Source organism: Pseudomonas luteola NBRC 103146 (assembly GCF_002091675.1).
GTDB classification, from domain to species: Bacteria; Pseudomonadota; Gammaproteobacteria; order Pseudomonadales; family Pseudomonadaceae; genus Chryseomonas; species Chryseomonas luteola.
On record NZ_BDAE01000058.1, the window covers coordinates 1 to 4592 of the forward strand.

The window sequence follows — 4592 nt, forward strand, 5'->3', positions numbered from 1 at the left end:
TAAAGAGCGGCGGGACCAATTTGTCCCTCGAATCTGCGTAATGCGCAGTTCATGGTTTGTATTATGCGCAGATTAAAATTTGCGTCAAGCGCAGAAATGCAGATTTTTGATATTTTTTGCAGGCACAAAAAAACCCGCTAATTGCGGGTTCTGTGAACGGGTGAACTTACTGGTAGCCGCCGAACAGAAGGGACAGCAGGCCGATAGCCAGCAAAACCAGGAGGGAGCTGCCAACCCAGTTCAGGAACAGATCTGATCCGTCCTTGAAGGCCTGGATGACATCAGAAGGGGAGCGCAGCCTTTTCTCATCAAGCCTCATAGTGAGGGTGATAGCCAAGAAAACGCTGGGTATGAAAACGGCAATCCAGATATAGGGTACAGCCTCTCTAGGAAACAGCTTTGCTATTCCGCCAGAGGCCATACCAAAAGATAGAACGATTGCCGTAAAGATAGCGGCAAGCTTCATTCAGGAATGAACATCCCTACGACCACGCCAAGGATATGAACACCTGGGTGGATCTCATAGGTGGGGTATTGAGGGTTGATTGGCTTCAGGAAGGCACGGCCCGAGTCCATGACATACGTCTTAAAGACAGCCTCTTCGGACTCTGGAATGCAAGCAATCACGCGGCATCCGTTCGTCACTTCCTTATTCGGATCTACAAGAATAATGCTGCCGTGAGGGTATGACCGGGCCCCAGGATACTGAGCCGTCATACTGTCGCCCTCAACTTTGAGCGCGAAACCACCTTCCGGGCGAGGCGGGCCAGGCGCGTACTCAGCGGTCTGCGGAGGAACTACCTCTGACATAGAGCATAGTTGTCCTGCTGATACCCAAGACAAAATCGGCCAACCTCCAGCGAAAACATTGGTATTGCCTAAAGCTACGTTCGTTTTTATCGCATCTGTAGCTACCGGCTCAAGCGAAATTCCTAGCTCGCTAAATATCTTAGCCAAAAGCTCACGGCTTGCACCCTGCTTATTTCTTTCCAGGCGTGACAAGTTGCCGGTGTCAGTTCCGACCCGGTTAGACAACTCTTCAAGAGTCCATTTTTTGGCCTTTCTGGCCGAACGAATAGCTGCACCAATGTCCATGGCGCGCATCGTGACTGCGTGATCCTCAAAAATCAAAGCTTGTTGCGCAGATTTTGGTTGACAGAATTCTGCGCAATCAACAGAATCCGAACTGTATATCTCCATGAGGTCCTCCCATGACTCCTTTAAAGAAAGCTCGTAAAGCCAGAGGCTGGACGCTTGATGACGTCTGCGCCCGGCTTAAAGCCTTTGGAGTGAGCTGTGAGAACGGAAACCTTTCCCGTATCGAGCGCCAGCTTCAAAGGCCTAGTTATGACGTAGCCGAAGGTCTAGCAAAGGTCTTCGACGGCTACCTCAATGAGATCCAGATCATTTACCCCGAGCGATACGTCGCCTCGGACACAGCCATTCAAGCAGCTTAACCAGTAGTACAGGAGCAGTAACAGCATGAGCTACGCAAACCCAGCACACCGAAGGGACAACCGTCACAAGGTGAGCCTTAACAGCACGATTAACAAAATTATCGTCAAGTCAGCCGCTAGAGCACGCAAGCAGAACGCCACCTTTTTGAAAGAACTCATCGAGTGGGCAATTGAGAACGGCGCAGTAGAGGAATTACTGAATAGCGATCTTTTGAGCAGCGAAGATTCTAGCGTGGCCTGATGGGCCAAAAGGGGGCCAAATGCTGCGCTATGAAGACCTGAAGCCCGATTCAAGGGAAAAGATCGAGAGGTTGATGAGGGTTAGAGGGCTGAGCCTTAACGAGGCTATGGAAGAGCTAGTTATCCACTCAATCGCAATGGGCGGTTTGACATTGGCAGGCCGTCCCAAAGCGAAGGTTACATCGATCCTGGGACCACCTAAAAAGTGTGGGACCAAATAGTACCAATTAGGGCTAATTCGCCCCGACAGGCAATAAAAAAGCCGGGATTGCGGCCCGGCTTCTTCACAACGATCTAGCTGATGGACGGTATTAAACATGCAAAACCTGATTAACACAAGTGATGCCGTAACGATGTCATCCCGCGAGATTGCTGATCTCGTTGGAAAGCGACATGACCAAGTGCTTCGTACTGCGCGTGAACTGGTAATGCAGGGGGTTACACAATCTGTGGAGACCCCCTATCTGCACGAACAGAACGGCCAATACTATCCAGAACATCGTCTTAACAAGCGTGACAGTTTGGTTCTGGTTGCGCGCCTTTCTCCAGAATTCACTGCGAAAGTTGTAGATCGCTGGCTTGAGCTGGAGGAACAAGCTGCTAAGCCGCGTGAATTAACTCGCATGGAGTTGATTCAACTTGCTTATGAGGCTGAGCAGCAGCGTATGCAGCTTGCCGCTCAAGTCCAAGAGCAGGCAGTAAAAATCGTCTGCATGGAAAACCTTTTTAAAGAGGGCATGACTGCCCCTCAATTCTGCAAGGCGCTAAATGGCGTCAACGTGATGCAGGTGTGCAGCCACCTTGAGACTAAAGGTTGGCTCTATAACGAAAGCAAGTCAGGCACTCGTTGGCGTGTGGCTTCATATGCCAGAGATCGATACATGACTGAGCATCAAAATGAGGTTGCCCCTCACGGTCATGAGCCATTCATTTCCTATACGCCAGTTCTTCTCCAGAAAGGCGCCCAAAGACTCTATGACCTCTATCTGAAGAGCGAGCTTCCCATGAAAAAGACATGGGATGGCTTATTCACTCACGACAAAGCCCTTAAAGGTGCTGCATGAGCTTCCAGGCAATGGCTTGGGCAGTAGGTCAAATGCTGCCTACCCGTGAGAAGTTCGTTCTTCTCATGCTGGCTAACCGTACTAACAGCGATACAGGTCGCTGTGATCCCTCTCACAAGCGTATCGCTGAAGACTGCGGAATGAGTGTATCGAGCGTCAAGCGAGCCCTACAGAAGCTAGAAGACGATGGCTATTTAGTAGTTGAGGCTCGTAGCAAGAATGGTGAAAAGCTCCCTAACCAATATCGTCTATGCATGGAGGGGGTAGGTCCACACAGACCTATCCCCCCTACAGATGGCGTAGGGGTAGGGTCACAGGGACCTGAGGTAGGTTCACATAGACCTAACCATAGTTCACAGAGAACTGAGGGGGTAGGGTCACAGGGAGCTATAAAACAGGAAATATATAAACAAGAAGGTAAACAGGAAGAGAACCAACTACCGGCTGGATCGGCAAAGCCGAACACAACCGGTCAGATCATTCCTTTTGAGCCTGTTCAGCCTAAGGTTGATATCCCAGCTGACATGCCTGGGCCTAAGGATCAAGAGTGCAAGACATTCAAGTCCTGGGCTAATTACGCGTTCGCCTATCGCAAGCGTTATGAAACGTGGCCGATATGGAACGCCAAGGTAGCGGGACAGCTTAGCCAACTGGTTGACCGTCTAGGGCAAGACGTAGCTCACCACGTAGCCGCGTACTACCTGACCATCAACGACGCTCGCCTGATCAACGACTGCCACAGCCTGAACAGCCTGCTTGCTAAGGCTGAAGCCATCCATACCCAGTGGGTAACTGGTCGCCAGATGAACAGCCGCACCGCTCGCCAGATGGAAGACACGCAAGCCAACCTCAACGCAGCGCAAGAAGCTGCAAGCCTGATCAAGCAAGGAGGCAACAAGAATGCTTTCCTCTGATGACATTGCAGATCTCGCCATGGCTATCTGCGCCACCGCTGAAACCCTCGGTCAGACCATCAGCGCCGGTGCGGCAAAGATCATGGCTGAGGACTTGGCCTGCTTTGAAAAGCAAGTGATTGGTGATGCGCTGCGAGCCTGCCGCCGTGAGCTAACAGGCAAGCTTACTCTGGCTGCCATCCTTCAGCGCATCCAGGCTGCTGATGGCCGTCCGGGCAAGGATGAGGCTTGGTCTATCGCTCTGGCTTCGAATGATGAGTTCGACACCGTTGTGATGACTGACGAAATCATGCAGGCCATGTCATCTGCGCGTCCCATTCTGAGTGCTGGCGACAAGGTAGGTGCCCGTATGGCCTTCCTGTCCACCTACGAGCGACTTGTTGAGGATGCTCGCAAACAAGGTATTCCGGTCAAGTGGTCGGTTTCGGTTGGATTCGATGCCCAGCGCCGACTGGCTGCCATAGAAGAGGCAGAACGCCTGAAGCGCCTGCCTCCTCAAGTAGCCCAAGAGCACAAGCTTCGCCTTGCTTACGAACAGCCAACAACCAATGGCATTGCTATCGCTGGACTTCTCACTGGTTCCGTCTCGCAACCCACAGTCGATGTGAAGGAAAAGCTGGATGAGATCCGGGCCGAACTGAAGAAGAAGCGTATCGAGAAGCAAGCCGCTCGCAACCGACAGATTCAGGACATCACTCGAGACCTTCAGGAGCGCCAGGCCAAAGCTCAGGCCGCACTGGCTGCGCTCAAGGAGAAGCAGGCATGAAGTGGGAGCAGACAGGCAAATACGTCCTAACCGGCGAGGGCGGCTACAAGGTCGCCAAATACATGATTGCAGAAGAACCCCGGTACCAACCCTGGCTAGGCATGGAAGCCATCGGCTACCCCTGCGACAGCGTGAAGGAAGCCAAGGAGCG

The 4592-nt window shown here is 52.1% G+C and carries 7 protein-coding genes; 5 read left to right on the forward strand and 2 right to left on the reverse strand.

The window, feature by feature from the left end; translation table 11 throughout:
- Window positions 1-166: 166 nt before the first annotated feature.
- Both PLU01S_RS24800 and PLU01S_RS24805 read right to left on the reverse strand, forming a co-directional pair.
- Window positions 167-466: a hypothetical protein gene (locus PLU01S_RS24800; protein WP_074830588.1), complete on the reverse strand. Its 300-nt coding sequence runs from the start codon at window positions 464-466 to the stop codon at window positions 167-169.
- Entirely contained in the window at window positions 463-1200 is a 738-nt protein-coding gene (locus PLU01S_RS24805; protein ID WP_083398016.1) for a LexA family protein, read from the reverse strand. The genes PLU01S_RS24800 and PLU01S_RS24805 overlap by 4 nt, the downstream gene beginning before the upstream one ends.
- Window positions 1201-1211: 11 nt before the next feature.
- Between PLU01S_RS24805 and PLU01S_RS24810 the strand changes: the two genes are divergently transcribed.
- The 5 genes from PLU01S_RS24810 (at window position 1212) to PLU01S_RS24835 (ending at window position 4441) form a co-directional block, all read left to right on the forward strand.
- Window positions 1212-1457 (forward strand): helix-turn-helix domain-containing protein, encoded by a 246-nt coding sequence (locus tag PLU01S_RS24810; protein ID WP_074830591.1) that lies wholly within the window; start codon window positions 1212-1214, stop codon window positions 1455-1457.
- Between the two features lie 25 nt (window positions 1458-1482).
- Window positions 1483-1698: a hypothetical protein gene (locus PLU01S_RS24815; RefSeq protein WP_074830594.1), complete on the forward strand. Its 216-nt coding sequence runs from the start codon at window positions 1483-1485 to the stop codon at window positions 1696-1698.
- A gap of 316 nt (window positions 1699-2014) precedes the next feature.
- Window positions 2015-2761, forward strand: a complete 747-nt coding sequence (locus PLU01S_RS24825) for a Rha family transcriptional regulator (protein WP_233432249.1) — start codon at window positions 2015-2017, stop codon at window positions 2759-2761.
- On the forward strand, window positions 2758-3675 hold the full coding sequence (locus PLU01S_RS24830) for a helix-turn-helix domain-containing protein (protein WP_074830600.1): 918 nt from the start codon (window positions 2758-2760) through the stop codon (window positions 3673-3675). Before PLU01S_RS24825 ends, PLU01S_RS24830 begins: the two co-directional genes overlap by 4 nt.
- Window positions 3662-4441 (forward strand): hypothetical protein, encoded by a 780-nt coding sequence (locus tag PLU01S_RS24835; RefSeq protein WP_074830601.1) that lies wholly within the window; start codon window positions 3662-3664, stop codon window positions 4439-4441. Before PLU01S_RS24830 ends, PLU01S_RS24835 begins: the two co-directional genes overlap by 14 nt.
- Window positions 4442-4592: the final 151 nt, after the last annotated feature.

Coding starts and splice junctions, on each gene's coding strand:
- PLU01S_RS24800 (WP_074830588.1), bottom strand. CDS start 466: ATGAAGCTTGCCGCTATCTTTACGGCAATCGTTCTATCTTTTGGTATG.
- PLU01S_RS24805 (WP_083398016.1), bottom strand. CDS start 1,200: ATGGAGATATACAGTTCGGATTCTGTTGATTGCGCAGAATTCTGTCAA.
- PLU01S_RS24810 (WP_074830591.1), top strand. CDS start 1,212: ATGACTCCTTTAAAGAAAGCTCGTAAAGCCAGAGGCTGGACGCTTGAT.
- PLU01S_RS24815 (WP_074830594.1), top strand. CDS start 1,483: ATGAGCTACGCAAACCCAGCACACCGAAGGGACAACCGTCACAAGGTG.
- PLU01S_RS24825 (WP_233432249.1), top strand. CDS start 2,015: ATGCAAAACCTGATTAACACAAGTGATGCCGTAACGATGTCATCCCGC.
- PLU01S_RS24830 (WP_074830600.1), top strand. CDS start 2,758: ATGAGCTTCCAGGCAATGGCTTGGGCAGTAGGTCAAATGCTGCCTACC.
- PLU01S_RS24835 (WP_074830601.1), top strand. CDS start 3,662: ATGCTTTCCTCTGATGACATTGCAGATCTCGCCATGGCTATCTGCGCC.